Annotated in this window: 20 protein-coding genes and 1 tRNA gene; 9 read left to right on the top strand and 12 right to left on the bottom strand. The window is 71.8% G+C overall.

The annotated features are described in order from the left end of the window. Nucleotides 1-36 precede the first annotated feature (36 nt). A complete protein-coding gene (locus WQO_RS13300) occupies nucleotides 37-2,568 on the bottom strand; it encodes an ABC transporter permease (RefSeq protein WP_010059847.1) in 2,532 nt (843 codons plus the stop codon). Between the two features lie 118 nt (nucleotides 2,569-2,686). Then, the gene (locus WQO_RS13295) at nucleotides 2,687-3,457 is read right to left on the bottom strand and encodes an ABC transporter ATP-binding protein (protein WP_010059849.1); all 771 of its coding nucleotides are present in this window, start codon (nucleotides 3,455-3,457) and stop codon (nucleotides 2,687-2,689) included. 590 nt (nucleotides 3,458-4,047) lie between these two features. On the opposite strand from WQO_RS13295, the gene WQO_RS13290 reads away from it, so the two are divergent. The 3 genes from WQO_RS13290 to WQO_RS13280 all read left to right on the top strand — a co-directional run bounded on the left by WQO_RS13290 (nucleotide 4,048) and on the right by WQO_RS13280 (nucleotide 5,728). After that, a tRNA-Leu gene (locus tag WQO_RS13290) sits at nucleotides 4,048-4,133 on the top strand. 212 nt (nucleotides 4,134-4,345) lie between these two features. Continuing rightward, the gene (locus WQO_RS13285) at nucleotides 4,346-5,227 is read left to right on the top strand and encodes a Bax inhibitor-1/YccA family protein (protein WP_029182214.1); all 882 of its coding nucleotides are present in this window, start codon (nucleotides 4,346-4,348) and stop codon (nucleotides 5,225-5,227) included. A 183-nt stretch (nucleotides 5,228-5,410) separates the two neighbouring features. Then, the gene (locus WQO_RS13280; RefSeq protein WP_029182215.1) at nucleotides 5,411-5,728 is read left to right on the top strand and encodes a hypothetical protein; all 318 of its coding nucleotides are present in this window, start codon (nucleotides 5,411-5,413) and stop codon (nucleotides 5,726-5,728) included. 39 nt (nucleotides 5,729-5,767) lie between these two features. Here the strand turns inward: WQO_RS13280 and WQO_RS13275 are convergent, their stop codons facing one another. The 3 genes from WQO_RS13275 to WQO_RS13265 all read right to left on the bottom strand — a co-directional run bounded on the left by WQO_RS13275 (nucleotide 5,768) and on the right by WQO_RS13265 (nucleotide 9,445). Next, the gene (locus tag WQO_RS13275; RefSeq protein WP_010059853.1) at nucleotides 5,768-6,667 is read right to left on the bottom strand and encodes a hypothetical protein; all 900 of its coding nucleotides are present in this window, start codon (nucleotides 6,665-6,667) and stop codon (nucleotides 5,768-5,770) included. A 369-nt stretch (nucleotides 6,668-7,036) separates the two neighbouring features. Next, the gene (locus WQO_RS13270) at nucleotides 7,037-8,257 is read right to left on the bottom strand and encodes an acetyl-CoA C-acetyltransferase (protein WP_010059854.1); all 1,221 of its coding nucleotides are present in this window, start codon (nucleotides 8,255-8,257) and stop codon (nucleotides 7,037-7,039) included. Nucleotides 8,258-8,443: 186 nt separating this feature from the next. Then, complete coding sequence (locus WQO_RS13265) at nucleotides 8,444-9,445, bottom strand: SGNH/GDSL hydrolase family protein (RefSeq protein ID WP_010059855.1); 1,002 nt, start codon at nucleotides 9,443-9,445, stop codon at nucleotides 8,444-8,446. 159 nt (nucleotides 9,446-9,604) lie between these two features. Between WQO_RS13265 and WQO_RS13260 the strand changes: the two genes are divergently transcribed. Continuing rightward, a complete protein-coding gene (locus tag WQO_RS13260; RefSeq protein ID WP_029182216.1) occupies nucleotides 9,605-11,011 on the top strand; it encodes a cystathionine beta-synthase in 1,407 nt (468 codons plus the stop codon). A gap of 472 nt (nucleotides 11,012-11,483) precedes the next feature. Here the strand turns inward: WQO_RS13260 and WQO_RS13255 are convergent, their stop codons facing one another. Beyond that, nucleotides 11,484-11,900: a hypothetical protein gene (locus WQO_RS13255; RefSeq protein WP_010059858.1), complete on the bottom strand. Its 417-nt coding sequence runs from the start codon at nucleotides 11,898-11,900 to the stop codon at nucleotides 11,484-11,486. Nucleotides 11,901-12,078: 178 nt separating this feature from the next. On the opposite strand from WQO_RS13255, the gene WQO_RS13250 reads away from it, so the two are divergent. Beyond that, nucleotides 12,079-12,924: a MurR/RpiR family transcriptional regulator gene (locus WQO_RS13250; RefSeq protein ID WP_030710333.1), complete on the top strand. Its 846-nt coding sequence runs from the start codon at nucleotides 12,079-12,081 to the stop codon at nucleotides 12,922-12,924. Between the two features lie 30 nt (nucleotides 12,925-12,954). On the opposite strand, the gene WQO_RS13245 is transcribed toward WQO_RS13250, so the two are convergent. The 5 genes from WQO_RS13245 to WQO_RS13225 all read right to left on the bottom strand — a co-directional run bounded on the left by WQO_RS13245 (nucleotide 12,955) and on the right by WQO_RS13225 (nucleotide 16,791). Next, nucleotides 12,955-13,329, bottom strand: a complete 375-nt coding sequence (locus tag WQO_RS13245) for a roadblock/LC7 domain-containing protein (RefSeq protein WP_010059861.1) — start codon at nucleotides 13,327-13,329, stop codon at nucleotides 12,955-12,957. A 171-nt stretch (nucleotides 13,330-13,500) separates the two neighbouring features. Then, nucleotides 13,501-13,974 (bottom strand): roadblock/LC7 domain-containing protein, encoded by a 474-nt coding sequence (locus WQO_RS13240; RefSeq protein WP_010059863.1) that lies wholly within the window; start codon nucleotides 13,972-13,974, stop codon nucleotides 13,501-13,503. Nucleotides 13,975-14,012: 38 nt separating this feature from the next. Beyond that, nucleotides 14,013-14,819 (bottom strand): helix-turn-helix domain-containing protein, encoded by an 807-nt coding sequence (locus WQO_RS13235; protein WP_010059865.1) that lies wholly within the window; start codon nucleotides 14,817-14,819, stop codon nucleotides 14,013-14,015. Beyond that, a complete protein-coding gene (locus tag WQO_RS13230; protein WP_010059867.1) occupies nucleotides 14,816-15,223 on the bottom strand; it encodes a hypothetical protein in 408 nt (135 codons plus the stop codon). Before WQO_RS13230 ends, WQO_RS13235 begins: the two co-directional genes overlap by 4 nt. A 158-nt stretch (nucleotides 15,224-15,381) precedes the next feature. Then, the gene (locus WQO_RS13225) at nucleotides 15,382-16,791 is read right to left on the bottom strand and encodes an APC family permease (RefSeq protein WP_010059868.1); all 1,410 of its coding nucleotides are present in this window, start codon (nucleotides 16,789-16,791) and stop codon (nucleotides 15,382-15,384) included. 169 nt (nucleotides 16,792-16,960) lie between these two features. Here WQO_RS13225 and hutU point away from each other — a divergent pair, with 169 nt between their 5' ends. The 4 genes from hutU (at nucleotide 16,961) to hutI (ending at nucleotide 22,585) form a co-directional block, all read left to right on the top strand. Continuing rightward, entirely contained in the window at nucleotides 16,961-18,619 is a 1,659-nt protein-coding gene (gene hutU, locus WQO_RS13220) for a urocanate hydratase (RefSeq protein ID WP_010059869.1), read from the top strand. After that, nucleotides 18,619-19,929, top strand: coding sequence for an allantoate amidohydrolase (locus WQO_RS13215; RefSeq protein ID WP_010059870.1), 1,311 nt, complete (start codon nucleotides 18,619-18,621; stop codon nucleotides 19,927-19,929). The genes hutU and WQO_RS13215 overlap by 1 nt, the downstream gene beginning before the upstream one ends. Next, entirely contained in the window at nucleotides 19,920-21,287 is a 1,368-nt protein-coding gene (locus WQO_RS13210; protein WP_010059871.1) for a formimidoylglutamate deiminase, read from the top strand. The genes WQO_RS13215 and WQO_RS13210 overlap by 10 nt, the downstream gene beginning before the upstream one ends. 125 nt (nucleotides 21,288-21,412) lie before the next feature. Then, complete coding sequence (gene hutI, locus WQO_RS13205; protein ID WP_010059873.1) at nucleotides 21,413-22,585, top strand: imidazolonepropionase; 1,173 nt, start codon at nucleotides 21,413-21,415, stop codon at nucleotides 22,583-22,585. Here the strand turns inward: hutI and WQO_RS13200 are convergent. Beyond that, nucleotides 22,548-23,261 (bottom strand): hypothetical protein, encoded by a 714-nt coding sequence (locus tag WQO_RS13200; protein WP_010059875.1) that lies wholly within the window; start codon nucleotides 23,259-23,261, stop codon nucleotides 22,548-22,550. The genes hutI and WQO_RS13200 overlap by 38 nt on opposite strands. Nucleotides 23,262-23,379 lie beyond the last annotated feature (118 nt).

Raw genomic sequence — 23,379 nt, 5'->3', positions numbered from 1 at the left:
CGTCGTCCCCTGTTGTCCCGCACCCGGGACCTGTGGCTACTCCGTCTTGATCGCCGTCAGCATGTTGAGCTTCGCGGCGCTGCGGGCGGGCCACAGCGAGGCGAGGACGCCCACCAGGCCGGCCAGGAGCAGGAAGACGCCGAGCCGGTCCCACGGGATGACCAGGGCGTAGCCGGGGATGTCGGAGGACAGGGTCCGGCCGATCGCCCAGCCGAGGAAGACCCCGAGGCCGACCCCGATCACCGCGCCGAAGACCGAGATGACGACGGCCTCCAGACGGATCATCCGCTTCACGCGGCCCCGGTCGAGGCCGATCGCGCGGAGCATCCCGATCTCCTGCTGCCGCTCGAACACCGACATCGCGAGGGTGTTGACGACCCCGAGGACCGCGATCAGCAGGGCCATGGCGAGCAGCCCGTACATGATGTTCAGGGCGGTGTTGATGAAGCCGCCGAACATGTCACGGATGTCCTGCCGGTCCATGACGCTCATCGCCGGGTTGTCGCCGAGCGCGTCCACGATGGACTGCTCGTTGGCCTTGCTCGCGCCGCCGTCCGCCTTGATCCAGATCTCGCGGATCTCCGGGCGGGTGGAGGCGCTGTGCCGGTCGGCCAGCTCCTTCGGGAGGACGAAGGGCGAGAGGAACTCGTTCTGCTTGTACGTCGCCCCGATCGTCACCTCGCCCTTCTTCTCGTCCTCGAACGTCACCGGAAGGGTGTCGCCGGTCTTCCAGCCGTTCGACTTCGCGGTCTTGGAGCCGACCGCGACCTGGCCGTCCTTGAGCGAGGCCAGCGAACCGGACTCGGTCGTCAGCGCGAAGACCTTCTCCACGTCACCCGGGGTGACGCCGGAGGCCGAGTGGTACTTACCGTCGACCTGGAGCGAGGACGCCTGCTGCGGGGAGAGCGCGGCGACGCCGTCGGCCTTCGACAGGGCCGTGAGCGCGGACTCGTCGAGCGAGTCGCCGCTGGCCATCGAGATCAGGTAGTCGGCCTTGATGTTGTCCGTGGTCATCTTGTCGATGGCCTGGCCGAGCGTGACGCCGAGCACCGAGATGCCGGTGACCAGGGTGAGCCCGATGGCCAGCGCGGAGGCGGTGGCTCCGGTGCGCCGCGGGTTGCGGACCGCGTTCTGCGAGGCCAGCTTCCCGGAGACGCCGAAGAGCTTCTTCAGCAGCGGCCGGACCAGTGCGATCACCGGGCGGGAGAGCAGCGGGATCAGGATGATGACGCCGATCAGAGCGAAGAACGCGCCCGCGGCGACCAGCTGCCGACCGCCGGTGCCACCGGTCGCGGCACCGCCGACGATGCCGGCGGAGCCCAGCAGGGTGATCACGCCGCCGATCGAGTTCCGTACGACGAGGGACTTGACGGAGGCGGTGGCGTGGACGCTGCTCATCGCGGCGACCGGGGCGATCTTCGAGGCCCGGCGGGCGGGCAGCCAGGCGGCCAGCACGGTGATCAGGACGCCGACCGCGAAGGCGGAGATCACGGCGGTGGGCGAGACGACCAGCGGACCGGCCGGGATCTTGCCGCCCATGACGCCCATCGCGGAGCGCAGACCGGTGGCGAGGCCGAGACCGAGGAGGAAGCCGATGACGGAGGCGAGGACGCCGACGAAGGCGGCCTCCAGCAGCACCGAGCGCTTCACCTGGCGGCGGGTGGCGCCGATGGCCCGCATCAGGGCCAGCTCACGGGTCCGCTGGGCGATCAGCATCGTGAAGGTGTTGGCGATGAGGAAGATGCCGACGAAGAGCGCGATGCCGGCGAAGGCCAGCAGCATGGTGTTGAGGCTGGTCAGGCCGGACTCGATGTCCTTGGCCTGCTGGTCGGCCAGCGCCTTGCCGGTCTGCGCGGTGGCGTCCTCGGGCAGCAGCGGCTCGATCTCGTCCAGCAGCTTCTGGTCGGAGACCCCGCCCGCCGCGCTGACCGTGGCGTTCTGGAAGAGACCGGGCTTCAGGTAGAGCTTCTGGGCGGTCGGGGTGTCGAACAGCACGAGGCTGCCGCCCGCGTTGACCGCGCCGTCCTCGGTGGTGAAGATCCCCGAGAGGGTGTACTCCTTCACCGGGCCGTTGGTCGCGACCCGCACCGGGTCGCCGACCTTGTACTTGCCCTTGCTCGCGGTGTCCTTGTCGAGCGCGACCGAGCCGTTCTTCGCCGGGCCCGAGCCCTCGACGAAGGTGTACTGGGCGTCCTTGCCGTCCTTGCCGGGGGCGAAGTTCGCACCGGTGTTGGACCAGCCGTTGCCGATCAGCTTGCCGTCGGGGTCGGCGACCCCGGCGAAGCCGTCGACGCGGCCGGTGGCGGAGGCCACGCCGTCCAGGCCCCGGATCTTCTCCAGGGTGGCGTCGTCGATGCCGGGGGTCTTCTCGTCGTCGCCGGCGTAGGTCTCGATGGAGACGGCGACGTTGTCGTAGCTCTTGGCGGACTGGTTGCGGAAAGCGTTGCCGAGGGTGTCGGTGAAGACCAGCGTGCCGGAGACGAACGCTACGCCGAGCATGACGGCGAGCACGGTCATCAGCAGCCTGGCCTTGTGCGCGAGCACATTGCGCAGGGCGGTACGGAACATGTCTGTGTCCTGGGATGGGTTCCGGAAGGGGAGGGCGGGGCGCACGGGTACGGGGCCGGGTTCGGCGGCCGTACGCGTCAGCCGTGCGGCGGCCGGTCGCGGTGACCGGCCGCGGGCGTCAGCTGGTGCGGCCCTTCGCGTCGAACGCCTTCATCCGGTCGAGGACGCCGTCGGCGGTCGGGTGCATCATCTGGTCGACGACCGCGCCGTCCGCGAGGAAGATGACCCGGTCCGCGTAGGAGGCGGCCACCGGGTCGTGCGTCACCATCACCACGGTCTGGCCCAGCTCGCGCACCGAGTTGCGCAGGAAGCCCAGCACCTCGGCGCCGGAGCGGGAGTCCAGGTTTCCGGTCGGCTCGTCACCGAAGATGATCTCGGGCTGGGCGGCCAGGGCGCGGGCCACGGCGACGCGCTGCTGCTGACCGCCGGAGAGCTCGGTCGGGCGGTGCTTCAGCCGCTCCGAGAGACCGACCATGTCGATCACCTTCTGGAGCCACGCGGCGTCCGGCTTACGGCCCGCGATGTCCATCGGCAGGGTGATGTTCTCCAGCGCGGTGAGCGTCGGAAGCAGGTTGAACGCCTGGAAGATGAAGCCGATCTTGTCCCGGCGCAACTGGGTGAGCTGCTTGTCCTTCAGCGTGGACAGCTCGGTGTCGCCGATCCGCACCGAGCCGCTGCTGAAGCTGTCGAGCCCGGCGACGCAGTGCATCAGCGTCGACTTGCCGGAGCCCGAGGGGCCCATGATCGCGGTGAACTCGCCCTGCGGGAAGTCCACGGTCACCCGGTCCAGGGCGACGACCTGCGTCTCGCCCTCGCCGTAGACCTTCGACAGCTCCGTGGCGCGGGCAGCCACCGCGGTGGCGCGGTGAACGGTGGGGGTGGTGGTCACTGGGACGCTCCTGGTTCGGGTGGTGCGGGTGCCTGGGTCATGCCGATGCGGGCGTTGACGCCATGCCTGGGGGACTTACTCCATCCTTACGGCCCGACTGCCCCTGGTCGTCACCCCCGATGCCCGTTCCCGGGGCCGTCTTGAGTCGCATCGAGGGCGTGGCTCCGTCCTCCTCGGGTATGACACGACCCTGAGCGGTGTCCTACCACCCCCGGACGCCGCCGGCCGGCCGGTGACGCAGCGTGAGTGTGCGGAGCGTGGACGAGGGGCCGGTCGCGGCGGCTGCCGGGCGGTCGCGGAGCGGTGCCGGGCCCGAGGTCGGAGCGCCGTCGGAGCCGAGGGTGGCGGACGCCCTGGCGAGGCGTGGCGCGGACCTGGCGCGTTGGGCCGTACGAGTGCGGCGACTTTCCGTCATTCCATGACGGCGCGCACACCGCCCAGGATCGGCCGCGGGCGTGTGGTCAGCCCGGCCCGATGTGCTGACGGACCCTCAAGCGGTCAATAAAATAAGACAACATCGCGCCACTGTTCCGCTGATCGAGGGACAGCCCCGGATAGGGTCGGTAGCCAGACGCGGAGCCGCGCGGCACGCCCGGATGGTGGAACGTAGACACGGCGAGCTTAAACCTCGCTGCCCCTCGGGGGCGTGCCGGTTCGAGTCCGGCTCCGGGCACCACGCGCCGCACGCTGCGTGACCCGGACGGCCCGTACCGTGACCGCCGTACCGCCGCCGGCCGTGACCGTCGAACCGCCTCGGAACCCGGACCGGTCCCCGACGGGCGCTCCGGCACGGATGCCGGAAAGATCCTCCCCGGGCACTAGGGTGATTCCTTTGCCTACCCATTACTCTTGTGGCAAGGCCACGCAGTGTGGCCATGGAGGAGTGAGATGAGGAGCAGCAACCCGGTCTTCTCGCGACGGGGGTTCAGCCGCGACAACGGCCACGCGGGCTTCAACGCGGCGCCGCAGGCCGGGGCCCCCGCGACGGGCAACCCGTACGCACAGGGCACCGCCGCCAACCCGTACGCCACCAACCCCTACGCGCAGACGGACATGCAGGGCGCCCCGCAGGCGCCCGCCCGTACCGACGCGATGACCATCGACGGCGTCGTGACGCGCACGGCGATGACGCTCGGCACCGTGATCCTGGCGGCTGCGGCCGCGTGGTGGATCATGCCGGTCGACCAGGCGAACCTGGGCAGCGCCTACGGCGTGGCCATCGGCGCCGCGCTCATCGGCTTCGTGCTGTCGCTGGTCAACTCGTTCAAGCGCCGGCCCTCGCCCGCGCTGATCCTGACGTACGCGGCGTTCGAGGGTGTCTTCCTCGGCATCGTCAGCAACATCGTCAGCATGTACGTCGCCCCCGGCGCCGCGATGCAGGCGGTGCTCGGCACCATGGCGGTCTTCGCCGGTGTGCTGATCGCCTACCGCACCGGTCTGATCCGGGTCACGCGCCGCTTCTACGGCTTCGTGATGGCGGCCGCCATCGGCTTCATGCTGCTGATGATGGTCAACCTCCTGTTCGCCGTCTTCGGCGGCGGTGACGGCCTCGGCTTCCGCAGCGGCGCCCTCGGCGTCGTCTTCGGCATCGTGGCCATCGTCATCGGCGCGGCCATCCTCGCCCTGAACTTCAAGCAGGTCGAGGACGGCATCGCGTACGGCGCTCCCCGCGAGGAGGAGTGGCTGGCCGCGTTCGGCCTCACCGTGACCCTGGTGTGGATCTACATCGAGATGCTGCGCCTGGTCGCGATCCTCAGCGGCGACGACTGAGCGACCCCGTAGTACCCGCAGTACCCCGTAGCACCGGAACGGCCCGCAGGCACCACGCCTGCGGGCCGTTCCGCGTTCGCGGTGCGGGTGCGGGTGCGGGTGCGGGTGCGGGTGCGGGTGCGGGGGCTCGACGAGGATCGGGGCGTTGGCGGGGGTGCGGGAGGGGCGCGTAGGGTCGGCCGGGTGCTCGATACGACGCCCCTGATCCTGGCCGTGGACCGTTTCGCCGACCGGCTGCGTTCGGCCCCGCAGAGCCGCCTCCAGCGCGGTGCGGCAGCCGAGGCGCTGGCCGCCGCCCGGGAGCTCGCCGTACGGGCCCAGCGGCTGGAGAGCCCGGGCGCCGAGCCGCGGGAGCTGCCGCACGCCGGGATGTTCGCGGTGGGCGACCAGCTCGCCGTCGCCGGTCGGGACCTGGCCGTGGCACTGGAAACGGCCCCGTCCCAGGAGCTGGACGAGGCCGTGCGGTATGTCGACGAAGCGGTGGCGCGGGCTTTCGCGTGAGCGGCGCGGGTGCGCGTTCGAGCGGCCCGCGCCCGGCGGTCAGAACGAGGCGATGACGCGGTCGGCGAGGATGTACACGTTGTCCTCGCCGCAGGAGAAGGTCAGCGCGTAGGCGCCCGAGACGCCCGAACCGCCCAGCAGGACCGGCTGCCGGCCCGCCCGCAGCGCGTCCGCGAGCCGCTCGGCGGTCTCGCGGTGGCCCGGGGTCATGCAGAGCGTGGTGCCGTCGGCGAAGACGTACACATCGAGCGTGCCCAGCGGGCCGGGCCGCACATCGGTCAGCTCGGTCGCGGTGTCGGCCAGCTCCTCGAGACGGTTCACGGTGCGCTCGTGGTCGGTGACGACCGGCGTCTGTACGGGGACGAAGTCCGGGTGCGAGGGGTGGCGGCGGCGGGCGGCGGCCAGCTCGGGGGAGTCCTCGGGGAACTCCGAGGTCTCCGGAAGCCCGGTCGCCAGGTCCGTCGACAGCTCCGTCTGCAGGTCTGTCGGCAGATCGGTCAGCTCACCGACCTCGTGCTCCGCGAGGGTCCGCTCGCTCAGCTCGACGAGCTCCTCCATCGCCTCGGCCGCCTCCAGGTCCATCGACTCCAGGCCGGCGAAGTCGGCCTGCCGGGGCAGGTAGTACGGGGCGTCGTCGCCCAGGCCGGGCAGACCGCCCAGCAGGGACGGCGCGTCGGCGGCGTCACGGGCTTCCTGGGCCGCCCAGAAGGCGCGCGCCTCGGCCAGCTCGCGCTCCCGCTCCTCGGCGAGCGCGTCGGCGACGGCCGCGCGTATCTCCTCGGCGGGAGTGGCCGTACTGCGGCTCTGCGGTGGCACCGAGGCGCCGGGTATGTGGCTCGCGGCCAGCTCCGTACGCAGCGCCACGACCTGCTTGCGCAGCCCGTGAGCGGCGTGCAGTGCGGCGGCGCCGACGGCCGTGGCAGCGGCGGTGGTCAGCAACAGGGCAAATGACATGGCGCTCACTGACATACTCCCGGTCTCAATCGATACCCCCGACTTCCTACATCAGCTTGGCCTGTACCGGTACGGGCTGTCAGTGCATTACGTCACGAAATGGACAGGTCTTTCGGTCCGATGTTTAGCCTCAAACCGTCCTGACCTGCGGAAACGACTCTCCCCCGGGACGCAGATCACATCCTGGGGGAGATTCGGTCACGGTCGGGGCTCGACGGGGTTCGAAACCCCCGCCGCGCGGCACGCGAGAAGGCTCAGCTCAGCCGCTCGTGCCTGTGGTCGCGCTGAGCTTCGCCTCCGCTGCGGGCAGGTGCCGCACTCGTACCTCGCGCGACCCCTACCCTCCGCTGCGGCTCAGCTCAGCCGCTCGATGACCATCGCCATGCCCTGGCCGCCGCCCACGCACATGGTCTCCAGGCCGAACTGCTTGTCGTGGAACTGGAGGCTGTTGATCAGCGTGCCGGTGATGCGTGCGCCGGTCATGCCGAAGGGGTGGCCGACCGCGATCGCGCCGCCGTTGACGTTGACCTTGTCCAGCGGCAGGCCGAGGTCCCGGTAGGAGGGGATGACCTGGGCGGCGAACGCCTCGTTGATCTCGGCGAGGTCGATGTCGTCGATGGTCAGGCCGGCCCGCTTCAGCGCCTGCTTGCTGGCCTCGACCGGGCCGTAGCCCATGATCTCGGGGGAGAGGCCGGAGACGCCGGTGGAGACGATCCGGGCCAGCGGGGTCAGGCCCAGCTCGCGCGCCTTGGTGTCGGACATGATCACCAGGGCGGCCGCGCCGTCGTTGAGCGGGCAGCAGTTGCCCGCGGTGACCAGGCCGTCGGGGCGGAACACCGGCTTCAGGCCCTGCACGCCCTCCAGCGTGACGCCCGCGCGCGGGCCGTCGTCCTTGGAGACGACCGTGCCGTCGGGGGTGGTGACCGGGGTGATCTCCCGCTCCCAGAAGCCGTTCTTCAGGGCTTCCTCGGCGAGGTTCTGCGACCGTACGCCGAACTCGTCCATGTCCTGACGGGTGACGCCCTTGGCCCGGGCCAGGTTCTCCGCCGTCTGCCCCATCGAGATGTACGCGTCCGGGACGAGGCCGTCCTCGCGCGGGTCGTGCCAGCTCGCGCCGGACTCCTCGGCGCGCGCCGCGGTGCGGGCCTCGGCCTCGGCGAACAGCGGGTTGTGCGTGTCCGGCAGGCTGTCGGAGTTGCCCTTGGTGAAGCGGGACACCATCTCGACACCGGCCGAGATGAAGACGTCGCCCTCGCCCGCCTTGATCGCGTGCAGCGCCATCCTGCTGGTCTGCAGCGAGGAGGAGCAGTAGCGGGTGACCGTACAGCCGGGAAGGTGGTCCATCCCCATCTGTACGGCGATGATGCGGCCCAGGTTGTTGCCCTGCTCGCCGCCGGGCAGACCGCAGCCCAGCATCAGGTCGTCGATGTCCTTCGGGTCCAGCTCGGGGACCTTGGCCAGCGCGGTCTGGATGATCGTGGCGGTCAGGTCGTCCGCGCGCAGGTCCTTCAGGGACCCCTTGAAGGCGCGGCCGATCGGCGAACGGGCGGCAGAGACGATCACGGCTTCGGGCATCACGCGGCTCCAAGGGGCTGGAAGGCTGTACGGGCTGTGAGGCTGTACAACTGCACGTCGGGGTGGACAGGCGGAACTCCTCAGGAAGTTACCCGGACGTATCGCCGGGGTCACCCGGCAGGCCGTGTGATGCGGGACTCTTTTCTAAGCGCTTGCTCAGCATGGCCTGCCGGGTGACCCCACCCGCTACGCGTGCCCGTGGGCCGCGTCCGGGTGGGCGTGCGGGGTGGGTTCCGTGGAGGCGGGCAGACGCCGCCGCCTGCGGTGCTTGAGGAGGGCCCAGGGCGCGCGCGCCCCCGTGACCTCCGTACCGGCCTCCCGGGCCGCCTGGGACGCGGCCTTCGCCACCGGGAGGATGTCCTCGCGCCGGGCGCCGTCCAGCCGGTCGGTCTCCGGCCACAGGCCCAGCACCGCGCACAGCGTGGGCAGCACCGCCATGGCCGCCGTGGCGTACCCCTCGGCGGAGGGGTGGTAGTTGTCCGGGCCGAACAGTTCGCGCGGGTTCGCCGCGAACTCGGGGCCCAGCAGGTCGCCCAGCGACACGGTGCGCCCGCCCTGCTCCACCACACCGATCGTCTGCGCCGCCGCCAGCTGCCGGCTCACCCGCCGGGCCAGCCAGCGCAGCGGCTGGTAGACCGGCTCGATCGTGCCCAGGTCCGGGCAGGTCCCGACGACCACCTCAGCCCCCGCCGTCCGCAGCCTGCGCACCGCCGTCGTCAGACAGCGCACCGACTGGGGCGCGGGCATCCGGTGGGTGACGTCGTTCGCCCCGATCATGATCACGCAGACGTCCGGGACCCGCGCCGGATCCGCGAGCAGCAGCGACACCTGCCGCTCCAGATCGTCCGACCGGGCCCCGGGCAGGGCCACGTTCCGCAGATCCACCGGCCGCTCGGCCACCGCCGCGAGACCCGAGGCCAGCAGGGCGCCCGGGGTCTGCCCGGCCCGCCGCACCCCCTGGCCCGCGGCCGTCGAATCCCCGAGCATCCCGAGCCGCATCGCGTCGTTCGGCCCGGCGAACGCCACTCCGTACCGCCCGTCCGCGCTCGGCGGAACCGGCGCCGTCCCGCCGCCGACCTGCCTCTTCGCGAGCTGGACCTCCGCCAGGAACACGCCCACGGCCGCCGCACCGATCAACCCGATGCTGCCACCGCCGTAAGCCGCGCCCGCCGCGATCCGCCGTGCCACCCTTGCTCTCGACACAGTCCGGTCCACCTCCTCCTCGCCGTACAGCTGTACACGTACCTACTTGCCCCGCTCGGGGCTCCGCGTACTCCTTCCCGTACGCACAGTGCGTCCCGTACGCATACTCTGGGCCGGACCATCTCGGAGATCCCGGAGTACACGGTGCAATTCCACGATTCGATGATCAGTCTTGTCGGCAACACCCCGCTGGTGAGGCTGCGCAACGTCACGGCAGGTATCCAGGCGACCGTCCTGGCCAAGGTCGAGTACTTCAACCCCGGCGGGTCCGTGAAGGACCGCATCGCGCTGCGCATGATCGAGGCGGCCGAGCAGAGCGGGGAGCTGAAGCCCGGCGGCACGATCGTCGAGCCGACCAGCGGCAACACCGGCGTCGGCCTCGCCATCGTCGCGCAGCAGAAGGGCTACAAGTGCATCTTCGTCTGCCCGGACAAGGTGTCCACGGACAAGATCAACGTGCTGCGGGCGTACGGCGCCGAGGTCGTCGTCTGCCCCACCGCCGTTGACCCCGAGCACCCGGACTCGTACTACAACGTCTCCGACCGGCTGGTCACCGAGACGCCGGGCGCCTGGAAGCCCGACCAGTACTCCAACCCGAACAACCCGCGCTCGCACTACGAGACCACCGGTCCCGAGCTGTGGGAGCAGACGGAGGGGAAGATCACCCACTTCGTCGCGGGCGTCGGCACCGGCGGCACGATCAGCGGCACCGGCCGCTACCTCAAGGAGATCAGCGACGGCGCGGTCCAGGTCATCGGCGCGGACCCGGAGGGCTCGGTCTACTCCGGCGGCTCCGGGCGGCCGTATCTGGTCGAGGGCGTCGGCGAGGACTTCTGGCCGAGCGCCTACGACCGCAACGTCACCGACGAGATCGTCGCGGTGTCCGACAAGGACTCCTTCCAGATGACCCGCCGCCTCGCCAAGGAGGAGGGCCTCCTCGTCGGCGGCTCCTGCGGCATGGCGGTCGTCGGCGCCCTGGAGGTCGCCAAGCGGCTCGGCCCCGACGATGTCGTCGTGGTGCTGCTCCCCGACAGCGGGCGCGGCTACCTGAGCAAGATCTTCAACGACGAGTGGATGGCCGACTACGGCTTCCTGGAGGACTCCGGCACCTCCGCCAACGTCGGCGCGGTCCTGGACTTCAAGGAGGGCCCGATGCCCTCCCTCGTCCACATGCACCCGGAGGAGACCGTCGGCGAGGCCATCGACGTGCTGCGCGAGTACGGCGTCTCCCAGATGCCGATCGTGAAGCCGGGCGCCGGCCACCCGGACGTGATGGCCGCCGAGGTCATCGGCTCCGTCGTGGAGCGGCAGCTGCTCGACGCGCTGTTCACCCAGCGCGCCTCGCTGAGCGACCCGCTGGAGAAGCACATGTCGGCCCCGCTGCCGCAGGTCGGCTCCGGCGAACCGGTCGAGGACCTGATGGCCGTGCTCAGCGGCACGGACGGGGCCGACGCCGCGATCGTGCTCGTCGAGGGCAAGCCGAAGGGCGTCGTGAGCCGGCAGGACCTGCTGGCGTTCCTCGCCAAGGACGCGGGCACGGCGAAGGCCTGACAAGGCATCTCCGTCGCCCGGCTCTCCCAGGGCCGGGCGACGGGCCTCGGGCGAGCCGGGCGCGGGGCATCCGAGAGTCCGGTGCGGGGCCGTGGAGAAGCCGGGCGCGGGGCATCCGAGAGTCCGGTACGGGGCCGTGGAGAAGCCGGGCGCGGGGCTTCGCGAAAACGGTACGAGCGCGTCACGTCCACGCAGCACCCGCTTAACACGGCTCCGGCACATTGGTGGGTGTCGGCAGGGAAACCCGCCGGCACCCAGAACGGCGACACCGGACTACGGAGCGGCTCCCGGACCTCCACCGTCGCCCGGACGCGAGCAACCGGCCCTGACCCGGACCGCGTCCCTCGCGGGGACCGCCGTCGTCCCGCCCCCCGGGTGACCGGGGGTGCGGCGGTCCCCGCGACATAACCTTCCGGCTCGGCCCTTCTCCGCCCCTGCGCCGGGCTCAGGCCTTCTCGACTCCTTGCCGGGCTCAGTCCTTCCAGTCGGACGACGTCCGTTCGTCCTGGCGGCCGAACAGCCCCCCGCCCCGCGCCGCTTGGAACGCGTTGACGCCGACGATGCCGAGCCAGGCCACCACCAGCCCTCCCATCCCGGCGTTCACGACGCCGATCGCGGACAGCGGGACCGCCAGGATCAGCGAGACGATCCCCAGCGCGTGCCGCTCCCCGAAGGTCTCCGGCTGCGCCGGACGCGCGCCTCGGGCATGGGTCATCTGCTGCTCGGCGAGCTGGCGGCGGACCCGGCGGTCGAGGGTGGTGTCGAGGCGCTGCTCGACCTTCTCCAGGAACGATTCGATGAGCACGGACTCGTACTCCGCACCTAGCTCGCCGCGGGCCTGGAGGGTGGCGGCGAGCTCCTTCTTGAGCTCGTGGTCACGGGCTTCCATACGGATGACGGTACGGAGTCCAGGCCCCCGTGACAGTAGGGTTAGCCCTCGAATTCCCTGGGGCTAACCCCCCTTACCGGGCTCCTGCATATGGACATACAGCGACCTTCCTGGCTGAATAGAATGGTCGGCGCCGGTCGGGCGCGACGGATCCAGCAAGATCCAGCAAGGGGACACCATGAGCGGGAGCAGCCCCGCCGCACGGTTGCAGCGGCTCTTCGAGGGCCACCGGCTCACGCCCACCCAGCGGCGCATCGCGCACTGCATGGTCCGCCGGGCAGCCGACGCGCCGTTCCTCTCCAGCGTCGAGCTGGCCGAGCTGGCCGGGGTCAGCCAGCCCTCCGTCACCCGCTTCGCCGTCGCCCTCGGCTTCGACGGCTATCCGGCGCTGCGCAGGCACCTGCGCGAGGTCGCCCCCGCCGACCCGGAGCAGGAGGAGACGGGGGAGCGGTACAACGAGTACCAGCAGGCCGTCCGCGCCGAGATCGAGAACCTTCAGCACCTCTCCGACGTGCTCGCCGACCCCGCGCCCGTCGAGCGGGCCGGTCGGCTGCTCGCCGGCTCCCGGCCCCTGCCGGTGCTCGGACTGCGCGCCGCCTCCTCGCAGGCGCGCGGCTTCGGCTACTTCGCCGCCAAGGTGCACCCCGACGTCCGGGTGCTCGACGAGGGCGGCAGCATGCTGGCCGACCGGATCGACTCCGCCCGCCGGGCCGGGGCCACCGCCCTGATGTGCTTCGCGCTGCCGCGCCACCCCAAGGAGAGCGTGGACGCGCTCGCGTACGCCCGGGACCAGGGGCTGACCGTCGTGACGGTCGCCGACTCCGCGTTCGCGCCCGTCGCCAAGCACAGCGATCTGCTGCTCCCGGCGGCCATCGGCTCCGGGCTCTCCTTCGACACCGTCTGTGCGCCGATGCTGCTCGGCCGGGTGCTGCTGGAGGCGATGTGCGACGGACTCCCGGACGCCCAGGCGCGGTTGGAGGAGTTCGACGTACGGGCGGCGGCGCGCGGTCTGTTCGTGGAGTGAGAGCCCCGGCCTCGCGCCGCCCCGAACGTGTCAGACCTCCAGCTCGGCCTCGATCTTCTTCAGCTGGTGGCGGGCCATGGCCAGGTTCGCCCGGCTGGCGTCCAGCACCAGGTAGAGGAACAGGCCGTTGCCGCCACGGGTCTTGAGCAGCCGGATCAGGTGGTACTGGGTGTTCAGGGTGATGAGGATGTCCTCGATCTCCTCCTTGAGCCCCAGGTGCTCCATGGTGCGGAGCTTGGCGCGGATCACGTCGGTGTTGCCCGCGGCGGCGACCTCCAGGTTGAAGTCCTTGCCGCCGCCCAGCGTGCCCAGGGCCATGCCGCTGGTGTAGTCGACGAGGGCGGCACCCGTGGCGCCCTCGATCGAGCTCATCGCTTCCTTCAGTGTCGCTTCGGTGTTCGCCATGGAGGCTCGTTTCCTTTCCCTGGCCGGTCGCGGTGACCGGGTCCGTTTCTGTGCCGGCCGCTGGGCCGGTTTCCGTGCGGGCTGGTGCTCGGGCTTCTGCGTGATGGCTGAGTCCCGGTGGTTGTGGCGGTACGGGTGGGGGGAATCGGGCGACCGCTGCGCGAGGGCGCGTTACGTGGGGCGTTGCGGCAGGGCGCGGTTGGGTGCGGTGGCGGGGCGCGGCGGCGCGGCGCGGGGGGTGGTGGCGGGGCGCTCGACCCGCTCCAGCGCGGCGTCGACGAGTTCGCCGATCCGGGCGCCCGCGCGGCGGCCCTCCAGATGGAGCCGGCCGACGTTGATGCGGTCCTCGGCCAGCAGGGTCAGGACGGCGGAGGAGCCCGCGGCGTAGGTGGCGATGTAGCCGCTGCCGCCGCGGACCAGGAGTTCCCGGAAGCCGCCCCGGCCGGTGGCGTCGGTCATGCGGATGGAGACACCGAGGGCGGCCGCGGTGAGGGCGGCGACGCCCTCCGCCTCGACGCCCGGGGTGTCGTGGGCCAGGACGAGCCCGTCGGTGGAGGCGGCCAGTGCCCCGGAGAGCAGCGGGACCCGGGCGCGTAACCGCTGGAGCTCGTCGAGGACATCACGTGTTTCGGCCTCGGGCACCATCGGCTGTCTCCTCCCGGCACGCTGTCTGAGCGCGCGTATCACAGGGCCTCCAATGCGTCTCGGAGTCGGCGCAGCAGGGCGATATCGGGGTCGGCCGTCACCTCGGGGAGCGTGATCCGGCCGGGGGCCTCGGCGGCCGGCAGGGGCTGGGCGCGGACCGCCTCGACCAGGCCGGCCGCCGCGAGGCGCCGCAGGTCGACCAGGATGTGGAACGCCGAACGGCCCAGCGCCTGCGCGATGTCCGAGGCCGTCCGGACCCCGTCGACCAGCTCCAGGAGCCGGCGCTGCCGGGTTGGGACCGGGGCGTCCGTTCCGTGCGCCGTCCGCAGCAGCGGGGCGCTGTCGCAGGCGGGGTCGGGCCAGATCCGGTCCAGGAACTCCCGTCTGCGCAGCGTCTCGCGCTCCACGGCGGCGACCGGGACGGGCCGCACCGGACCGATCCAGTGCGCCACCCCGTAACGGAAGCGGGCCGGCGTCCCGGTCGGGGCGAGCGCGAAGAACGCGGCGTCGTACAGCGCGCCCAGATGGCACAACTCCAGTGCGCCGCCCGGCACATGACCGCTGTCCACGAGATAGCGGCCGACCCGGTGGCCCGCCCCGGCCTGCGCCACGGCGTCCCACCAGCCCTCGTGCCGCAGGGTTCCGCCGGTGGTGAGCAGGACGTCGATACCGGGGGTGGCGGGGCTCTCGGCGTGTACCACCTGGCCGTCGGCGAGGTAGAGCGTGCCGCGGTCGCGCATCAGGGCGCCGGTGGCGCGCTCGGCGGCCAGGCGCTGGAGCATCGGGGAGAGGACCGGGAGCCGGTCCGTCTCCGGTGCGTCGGGGTCGGCGGCTATCGCGCTCATGCCAGCACCAGCCGCTCGGCCAGTTCGCCCAGCCGCATCCGGGCGAGCGCGAGATTGCCCGCCGAGCGGTCCAGCCAGAGATGGAGGAAGACGCTGCTGTCGAATGCCGTCTCCACGAATCGGAGCATGTGGTATCCGTCATGGGTGGTGACGATGACGTCCTCGACCGGGGTGCTCGGTGACTCCGCGGACCGTTCGCCCTCCCCGCCGAGGCGGGCGAAGGCGGGCTGTTCGGCGGTCATCCGGGCGACCTCCGCCGTCTCGGCGGCGGTCGCCTCGTGGTCGCCGTTGGGGGAGTCCCCGATGGTGCCGAGGGCGAGACCGCTCGTCCAGTCGACCACCGAGGCGCCCCGGGCACCGGGCAGCCTCATGACTTCGAGCAGGCACTCGTCGATTCCGGGCACGCGGATCTCCCCTCCCGACGTGGCGTACGGCTGTAACGCAGAGGCTACGCAACGTGCTCAGGGCTGGTGGAGGTTCTGGCATTTTCCTTTGGTACATGCCCTCCGGGGTGTAAAGGAGCGGCCGAAAAGTGGTGGCTGACAGGTGCGGTGACGCCCGGTCAGGGGGCGTCGGCGCCGGACTTCTCGCGGGCGGTCATCACCACCTTGTTGAGCACCCACAGCCCGATCCCGATGAGCAGCAGGATCCCGGCGCGTACGTAGACGTCGGAGCCCCGGTCGGCGAGCGGGCTCGCCAGGATCAGCGAGGTGAGCGCGCCGAGCACCGGAAGCGCGGTGGGCGTACGGAAGTGGTGGTGGTCCACCGGGTCCCTGCGCAGCACCAGTACGGCGATGTTGACCACGGCGAAGACGCAGAGCAGCAGGAACGAGGTGGTGTCGCCGAGCCCCTCGATCTCGCCGGTGGAGACCAGGCCGATCGCCAGGGCGGAGACGAAGACGATCCCGACCCAGGGGGTGCGCCGGCCGGACAGCACCTTGCCCATCGTGGGCGGCAGGATGCGCTCGTTGGCCATGCCGTAGCAGAGCCGCGAGGCCATCATGATGTTGATCAGCGCCGAGTTGGTGACGGCGAACAGGGCGATCAGCGCGAAGAGTTTCGGCGGGAAATCGACGCCCCCGGCCTTCACCACCTCCAGCAGTGGGCCGCTGGATCCCGACAGGGTCTCGGAGTCGACCAGGAGCGAGGAGATCAGGGCGACCAGGACGTAGATGGTGCCGGTGACGCCCACGCCGATGAAGATGGCGTGGGGGAAGTTGCGGGCGGGGTTCTTGGTCTCCTCGGCCATGTTGACCGAGTCCTCGAACCCTACGAACGCGAAGAAGCCGAGTGCGGTGGCGCCGAGGACGCCGGTGAGCAGGGCGTATCCGGTGCCGCCGGTCTCGATCTGGGTCAGCCGGGAGGGTTCGCCCTCGCCGCTGAACACGGCGTACGCGCCGATCGCGAGGATCACCGCGAGCCCGCTGACCTCGACCAGGGTCAGGACGACGTTCGCCTTGACCGACTCGGCGACCCCGCGCAGGTTGATCGCGGCGAGGGCGAGGATGAACAGGATCGCGATCAGGGTCGGCGGCACCGCGTCGGTGAACTCGCCCAGGTAGTCGCCGCCGAACGCCCGTGCCGCCGCGCTCGCCGAGGAGAGGCCGGAGCACATGACCATGAAGGCGACGACGAAGGTGAGGAAGGGGACCTTGAACGCCTTCTGGGTGTAGAGCGCGGCCCCGGCCGCCTTCGGGTACTTGCCGACCAGCTCCACGTACGAGGCCGCCGTCAGCAGCGCGACGGCGAAGCCGATCGCGAACGGCAGCCAGAGCGCGCCGCCGACCTTGCCCGCCACGTCTCCGGTGGTGGCGTAGATGCCGGTGCCGAGGATGTCGCCGATGACGAAGAGGATCAGCAGCTTGGGGCCCAGCGCGCGCTTGAGCGGGGGCTCGCCGCCGGGTTTCGTCCGGTCCCCGTGGCCTTTGGGGCCCTCAGGTTCCGACGGTACGGGTGTGTCGGGAGTGCTCATCGGTGCCTCCGGTCCGGCCTGGGATGCGGCCGGATCCTCCCTCGGATCCGGCCTCCTCCTCGGTAGGGAGAACGTCTGCCCGATCACGACGCGAACCGCACCTGTTGACTACGACTATTCAGAGCATCAGGATGTGAATAGATGTCCACCGTCGCGAGGAGGCACCGCCATGTCAGGACCCCGCCCCGTACGGGCACCGCGCGGGAGCGCGCTGACCGCCCTGGGATGGCAGCAGGAAGCCGCCCTGCGCATGCTGCAGAACAACCTCGACCCCGAGGTCGCCGAGCACCCCGACAAGCTCGTCGTCTACGGCGGCACCGGCAAGGCGGCCCGCGACTGGCGCTCGTTCGACGCGATGGTCCGCACGCTGGAGACGCTCAAGCAGGACGAGACGATGCTCGTCCAGTCCGGGCGGCCGGTCGGCGTCATGCAGACCCACGAGTGGGCGCCGCGCGTGCTCATCGCCAACTCCAACCTGGTCGGAGACTGGGCCAACTGGGAGGAGTTCCGCCGCCTGGAGCAGCTGGGCCTGACCATGTACGGCCAGATGACCGCCGGGTCCTGGATCTACATCGGCACCCAGGGCATCCTCCAGGGCACCTACGAGACCTTCGCCGCCGTCGCCGCGAAGAAGTTCGGCGGGACGCTGGCCGGGACGATCACCCTGACCGCCGGTCTCGGCGGCATGGGCGGCGCCCAGCCGCTCGCCGTCACCATGAACGACGGCGTCGCGATCTGCATCGACGTCGACCCGCGCGCCATCGAGCGCCGCATCGAGCACCGCTACCTGGACGTGAAGGCCGACAGTCTGGAGCACGCCCTCCAACTCGCCGTCGAAGCCCGTGACCAGCGGAAGCCTCTCTCCATCGGCCTCCTCGGCAACGCGGCCGAGCTGCTGCCCCGGATGCTCGCCGAGGGCGCGCCGATCGACATCGTCACCGACCAGACCAGCGCCCACGACCCGCTGGCCTACCTGCCGCTCGGCGTCGACTTCGACGACATGGCCGACCTCGCCGCCGAGAAGCCCGCCGACTTCACCCAGCGCGCCCGCGAGTCGATGGCCCGCCACGTCGAGGCCATGGTCGGCTTCATGGACGCCGGCGCCGAGGTCTTCGACTACGGCAACTCCATCCGCGGCGAGGCCCAGCTCGCCGGGTACGACCGGGCCTTCGACTTCCCCGGCTTCGTCCCCGCTTACATCCGCCCCCTCTTCTGCGAAGGCAAGGGCCCCTTCCGCTGGGCGGCCCTCTCCGGCGAGGCCTCCGACATCCACAAGACCGACAAGGCGATGCTGGAGCTCTTCCCGGAGAACGAGTCGCTGCACCGCTGGATCAAGATGGCCGGCGAGCGCGTCCACTTCCAGGGCCTGCCCGCCCGCATCTGCTGGCTCGGCTACGGCGAGCGCGACAAGGCCGGCGAGCGCTTCAACGACATGGTCGCGAGCGGCGAACTGGCCGCCCCGCTGGCCATCGGCCGCGACCACCTCGACTGCGGCTCGGTCGCCTCCCCGTACCGCGAGACCGAGGCCATGCTCGACGGCTCCGACGCCATCGCCGACTGGCCGCTGCTCAACGCCATGGTCAACGTCGCCTCCGGCGCCTCCTGGGTCTCCCTCCACCACGGCGGCGGCGTCGGCATGGGCCGCTCCATCCACGCGGGCCAGGTCTCCGTCGCCGACGGCACGAAGCTCGCGGGTGAGAAGATCCGCCGTGTCCTGACGAACGACCCCGGTATGGGCGTCATCCGCCACGTCGACGCCGGCTACGACATCGCGGAGTCCGTCGCCGCGGACAAGGGCGTGCGCGTACCCATGACGGAGGGCAACTGATGCCCACGGGCACCTCGGGGCAGGGCCCGGCCGCAGCGGCCGGGCCCACTCCGCCCGGTCCGGGACGCCAGCCGTGGCGGGCCGGTGACTCCTTTCTCGCGATGTGGCGGGAGCTGGCTCCCGTCGGGCGCCACCCCGACAGCGGCGGCTACCGGCGCTACGCCTGGTCGGCGGCGGACCTCGACTGCCGGGCCTGGTTCCGTGCGCAGGCCGAGGCGCGCGGGCTCGCGTACGAGACCGACCGCAACGGCAACCAGTGGGCCTGGCTCGGCGACCCCCTGGCCGGGGACGCCGTCGTCACCGGCTCCCATCTGGACTCGGTCCCGGACGGCGGGGCCTTCGACGGCCCGCTCGGGGTGGTGTCCTCCTTCGCCGCGCTCGACGAACTCCGCCGCAGGGAAGTGGAGTTCACCCGGCCGCTGGCCATCACCAACTTCGGTGACGAGGAGGGCGCCCGCTTCGGACTGGCCTGCGTCGGGTCCCGGCTCGCCGCCGGACAGCTCACCGTCGCCGACGCCCACCGCCTGCGGGACGCGGACGGGACCACCCTGCCCGCCGCCATGGAGGCGGCCGGATACGACCCCGGGACCATCGGCCCCGACCCGGAACGGCTCGCCCGGATCGGCGCGTTCGTCGAACTCCACGTCGAGCAGGGCCGCGCCCTCGACCTGACCGGCGACCCCGTCGGCATCGCCTCCGCCATCTGGCCGCACGGCCGCTGGCGGTTCGACTTCCGGGGCGAGGCCAACCACGCGGGCACCACCCGGCTCGTCGACCGCCGCGACCCGATGCTCACGTACGCCGAGACCGTGCTCGCCGCCCGCCGCGAGGCCGAACTGACCGGCGCGCTCGCCACCTTCGGCAAGATCGCGGTCGAGCCCAACGGAGTCAACGCCATCCCCTCCCTCGTCCGCGGCTGGCTCGACTCCCGCGCCGCCGACCAGGCCACCCTGGACGCCGTCGTCACCGGCGTCGAGCGCGCCGCCCGGGAGTACGCCGAACGGGCCGGGATCGACCTCGACGTCGTACGCGAATCGTTCACGCCCGTCGTCGAGTTCGAGCACGCCCTGCGCGACGAGCTGGCCAAGATCCTCGAAGGCGTCGGCGACACGGGGCGGCCCGTGCCCGTCCTCGGCACCGGCGCGGGCCACGATGCGGGTATTTTGTCCGCCTCGGTGCCCACCGCCATGCTCTTCGTACGGAACCCCACCGGCATCTCGCACTCACCCGCCGAGCACGCCGCCGAGGACGACTGCACGGCCGGGGTCGAGGCACTCGCCGACGTACTGGAAGGTCTCGCGTGCAGCTGACACAACGGACGGCGGGCGCGCCCGTCACCGCGACCTACTGGATGGACCATGCCTGGCTCGGCACGCACGTCGAGCCGGGCGTCACCCTGGACGTCGCGGACGGCCGCATCGCCGGGATCAGGACCGGGGTCGAGGCGCCGCCGCCCGGCGCGACCGCGCTGCGCGGCCTGACCCTCCCCGGCCTCGCCAACACCCACTCCCACGCCTTCCACCGGACCCTGCGCGCCACCGTCCAGGTGGGCACCGGGACCTTCTGGACCTGGCGCGAGCTGATGTACCGCACGGCGTCCCAGCTCACCCCGGACACCTACTTCGACCTGGCCCGCGCCACGTACGCCGAAATGGCCCTGGCCGGCATCACCTCCGTCGGCGAATTCCACTATCTGCACCACGCCCCCGGCGGCACCCCCTACGCCAACCCGAACGCCATGGGCGAGGCGCTCATCGCGGCCGCCGCCGAGGCCGGGATCCGGATCACCCTGCTGGACACCGCCTATCTCGCCGCCGGATTCGGCGAGCGGCCCAACCGGCACCAGCTGCGCTTCTCCGACACCACCGCCGAGGCCTGGGCCGAGCGCGCCTCCCTCCTCAAGGGCGACGACCACACGCTGATCGGCGCGGCGATCCATTCCGTCCGGGCGGTCCCGGCGGACCAGCTGGCCACCGTCGCCGCCTGGGCGGAGGAGCGGGAGGCCCCGCTCCACGTCCACCTCTCCGAGCAGGCGGCGGAGAACGACGCCTGCCGGGCCGCCCACGGCCGCACCCCCACCCGGCTGCTGGCCGACCACGGGGTCCTCGGCCCGCGCACCACCGGCATCCACAACACGCACCTGACCGAGGCGGACATCGAGCTGCTGGGCTCCTCGGCGACGGGCACCTGCATGTGCCCCACCACCGAACGCGACCTGGCCGACGGCATCGGCCCCGCCACCGCCCTCCAGAAGGCGGGGTCGCCGCTCTCGCTGGGCAGCGACAGCCACGCCGTGATCGACCTCTTCGAAGAGGCGCGGGCGATGGAGCTCAACGAGCGGCTGCGCACCCACATCCGGGGCCACTGGACGGCCGCCGCCCTGCTGAGGGCCGCCTCCGCCGACGGGCACGCCGCGCTGGGCCGCCCCGACGCGGGCGTGCTGGAGCCGGGCGCCCCCGCCGATCTGACGACGGTCGCCCTGGACTCCGTCAGGACGGCAGGACCGGTGCCCCGGCTGGCAGCGGAGACCGCCGTATTCGCCGCCTCCGCCGCTGATGTGCGGCACACGGTTGTGGCGGGGCGGCACATCGTCCGGGACGGCCGTCACACACAGATCGAGGACGTGCCCCGGGCGCTCGCGACAGCCATCGCCGCCCTGCACGGCTGACCACCGGACGCGACCGCCCCGCACCTCCGGAACCCCGGGAACCTCCGGAACCCCGGGAACCTCCGGAACCCCGGGCACCCCCGGAACCCCCAGACCCCCCGGAACGCAAGGAGAACACTCTCCAGATGACGACCACCGCCGTCACCCACATCGCCAGCCTGGTCACCAATAACCCCTCCCTCGGCAACGGGACCCCCCTGGGCCTGATCCAGGACGCGGCCGTCGTCATCGAGGGCGACCGCATCGTCTGGACCGGTGAATCCAGCAAAGCACCCGCCACTGACAACGTCCTCGACGCGGCCGGCCGCGCGGTGATCCCGGGCTTCGTCGACTCCCACTCCCACCTGGTCTTCGCGGGCGACCGCACCGAGGAGTTCAACGCCCGCATGTCCGGGCAGCCCTACCGCGCGGGCGGCATCCGCACCACCGTCGCCGCCACCCGTGCCGCCACCGACGAGGAGCTGTCCGCCAACGTCGCCCGCTACCTCGCCGAGGCCCTGCGCCAGGGCACCACCACCTTCGAGACCAAGTCCGGCTACGGCCTCACCGTCGAGGACGAGGCCCGCGCCCTGCGCATCGCGGGCCGTCACACCGACGAGGTCACCTACCTCGGCGCTCATATCGTGTCCCCCGACTACGCCGACGACCCCGCCGGATACGTCGACCTGGTCACCGGCCCGATGCTGGAGGCCTGCGCCCCGCACGCCCGCTGGATCGACGTGTTCTGCGAGCAGGGCGCCTTCGACGGCGACCAGGCACGCGCCATCCTCACGGCGGGCCGTGCCAAGGGGCTGCACCCGCGTATCCACGCCAACCAGCTGAGCTACGGCCCCGGTGTCCAGCTCGCCGTCGAGCTCGACGCCGCGTCGGCCGACCACTGCACCCACCTCACCGACGCGGACGTCGACGCGCTCGGCCAGGGCAGCACGGTCGCCACGCTGCTCCCGGGGGCGGAGTTCTCCACCCGCGCCACCTGGCCGGACGCCCGCCGCCTCCTCGACGCCGGGGCGACCGTCGCGCTCTCCACGGACTGCAACCCCGGCTCGTCGTTCACCTCGTCCATGCCGTTCTGCCTCGCGCTGGCCGTGCGCGACATGGGGATGACCCCGGACGAGGCGATCTGGTCCGCCACCGCGGGCGGAGCCGCGGCCCTGCGCCGTACCGACATCGGCCGTATCACCCCCGGCGCCCGCGCCGACCTGGTCCTCCTCGACGCCCCGAGCCACGTCCACCTCGCCTACCGCCCGGGCGTCCCGCTGGTCAGCGCGGTGTGGCGGAGCGGGGAGCGGGTGGTGTGACGCGCGCCCCGGTGGCCGGCGCCGGGGCCCAGTCGCGCTCCGGCCAGGTGTACTCGTCGAAGCCGTCGGGGAGCTTCCCGCAGCCCGCGTAGGCGCTGACGGCGTACGTTCCCGTCTCCCGGTACCAGCGCGCGTCGACGTGCTGCACCTGCTGGACGTCGTCCTCGCCCGCCGGGTTGCGGAAGCGGAAGCCGGGCCGGTCGTCCACGCCGGTGTCGACGAGGGTCCAGCCTTCGGCTTCCAGCCGCGCCCGCATCCGCTGCAGGCCGGACCGGGCGACGTCCTCCGGGACCGCCGTCACCTGCCAGTCCAGGCCGAAGCTTCTGACGTCCGACCGGCCCCGGTCGATGTGGGTCACGCTCCGCAGGCCTCGGTAGTAGCACGTCCCCGTCTCCACCCGGCCGAGCTCCACCCCGGGCCGGCCGGGCAGCGCGGCCTCCTCGTAGGCACGCTGGGCCTGGCCCTTGAGCCGGACGGCGATGCGGTCGGGGTCGGACTGCGGATACGGCGTCCCGAACCACAGCCAGGCGAGCGCGGCGACCGTCACCGCCACGAGCAGCGTCGCGCAGAGGACGAAGAGGGCGCGGGCGGCGCGGGATGCGGGAAGACGGCGCAGGAGGCGCCGACGGGGTGCCGTGCGGTACCAGGGGCGGAGCTGGGGCCGGGGCGTGTTCATGATCGAACGCTAGGAGCCCGCGGCCACCGGACGCCTCCGGTGGCGTACTCAGCGCGCATGAGTAACCGGCCCTCCGAGCCGGGGCACCGCCCGGCACGCGGAAGGACCCGCTCCCGGC

The sequence above is a fragment of the Streptomyces globisporus C-1027 genome, assembly GCF_000261345.2.
Taxonomy (GTDB): Bacteria; Actinomycetota; Actinomycetes; order Streptomycetales; family Streptomycetaceae; genus Streptomyces; species Streptomyces pakalii.
This window is presented reverse-complemented; position numbering and strand designations above follow the sequence as displayed.

What these genes read in the sequence shown, in the direction of transcription:
- WQO_RS13200 (WP_010059875.1), bottom strand. Translation starts at nt 23,261, where the DNA reads ATGAACACGCCCCGGCCCCAGCTCCGCCCCTGGTACCGCACGGCACCC.
- WQO_RS13270 (WP_010059854.1), bottom strand. Translation starts at nt 8,257, where the DNA reads ATGCCCGAAGCCGTGATCGTCTCTGCCGCCCGTTCGCCGATCGGCCGC.
- WQO_RS13215 (WP_010059870.1), top strand. Translation starts at nt 18,619, where the DNA reads ATGCCCACGGGCACCTCGGGGCAGGGCCCGGCCGCAGCGGCCGGGCCC.
- hutI (WP_010059873.1), top strand. Translation starts at nt 21,413, where the DNA reads ATGACGACCACCGCCGTCACCCACATCGCCAGCCTGGTCACCAATAAC.
- WQO_RS13300 (WP_010059847.1), bottom strand. Translation starts at nt 2,568, where the DNA reads ATGTTCCGTACCGCCCTGCGCAATGTGCTCGCGCACAAGGCCAGGCTG.
- WQO_RS13245 (WP_010059861.1), bottom strand. Translation starts at nt 13,329, where the DNA reads ATGGCGAACACCGAAGCGACACTGAAGGAAGCGATGAGCTCGATCGAG.
- WQO_RS13225 (WP_010059868.1), bottom strand. Translation starts at nt 16,791, where the DNA reads ATGAGCACTCCCGACACACCCGTACCGTCGGAACCTGAGGGCCCCAAA.
- WQO_RS13240 (WP_010059863.1), bottom strand. Translation starts at nt 13,974, where the DNA reads ATGGTGCCCGAGGCCGAAACACGTGATGTCCTCGACGAGCTCCAGCGG.
- WQO_RS13250 (WP_030710333.1), top strand. Translation starts at nt 12,079, where the DNA reads ATGAGCGGGAGCAGCCCCGCCGCACGGTTGCAGCGGCTCTTCGAGGGC.
- WQO_RS13235 (WP_010059865.1), bottom strand. Translation starts at nt 14,819, where the DNA reads ATGAGCGCGATAGCCGCCGACCCCGACGCACCGGAGACGGACCGGCTC.
- hutU (WP_010059869.1), top strand. Translation starts at nt 16,961, where the DNA reads ATGTCAGGACCCCGCCCCGTACGGGCACCGCGCGGGAGCGCGCTGACC.
- WQO_RS13285 (WP_029182214.1), top strand. Translation starts at nt 4,346, where the DNA reads ATGAGGAGCAGCAACCCGGTCTTCTCGCGACGGGGGTTCAGCCGCGAC.
- WQO_RS13255 (WP_010059858.1), bottom strand. Translation starts at nt 11,900, where the DNA reads ATGGAAGCCCGTGACCACGAGCTCAAGAAGGAGCTCGCCGCCACCCTC.